Origin of the sequence: Flagellimonas alvinocaridis (assembly GCF_004916895.1) — a bacterium.
GTDB lineage: Bacteria > Bacteroidota > Bacteroidia > Flavobacteriales > Flavobacteriaceae > Flagellimonas > Flagellimonas alvinocaridis.
In genome coordinates, this window is record NZ_SNTZ01000113.1 from 1 (window position 1) to 395 (window position 395).

At 38.2% G+C, this 395-nt stretch carries 1 protein-coding gene; it reads right to left on the bottom strand.

Annotation, left to right across the window (positions count from 1 at the left end):
* The coding region (locus EZV76_RS17745; protein ID WP_161594444.1) for an integrase catalytic domain-containing protein at nucleotides 1–291 on the bottom strand (291 nt) is incomplete at its 3' end.
* Nucleotides 292–395 lie beyond the last annotated feature (104 nt).

The window sequence follows — 395 nt, forward strand, 5'->3', positions numbered from 1 at the left end:
ATTTTGTTGAGGCGTACGAGGGGCCGAAAAGTTTTGATCTATCCCATTATCAACACAATAAGTTTGAAATGGTGTATTTTCGAATTCCTCACCGTGATCGGTTCGGATACTCTTGATCACATGACCCGTGCATGTTTGAAGCTTCTTACTTAGTGTGACAAACTCTCTATATTCTTGGTCCTTAGAATGCAAAAAGATAACCCAAGTAAATCGAGAGAAATCGTCAACAATGACGAATGCATATGATCTACCTCCTAGACTCAATGTTCTAGTTGGACCAACTAAATCCATGTGCAAAAGCTCCAAACATCACGTGGTTGACACTACATTCTTAGACTTAAAATATACTCTAGTTTGTTTTCCAAGTTGGCAAGCATGGCAAAGTTTATCTTTTA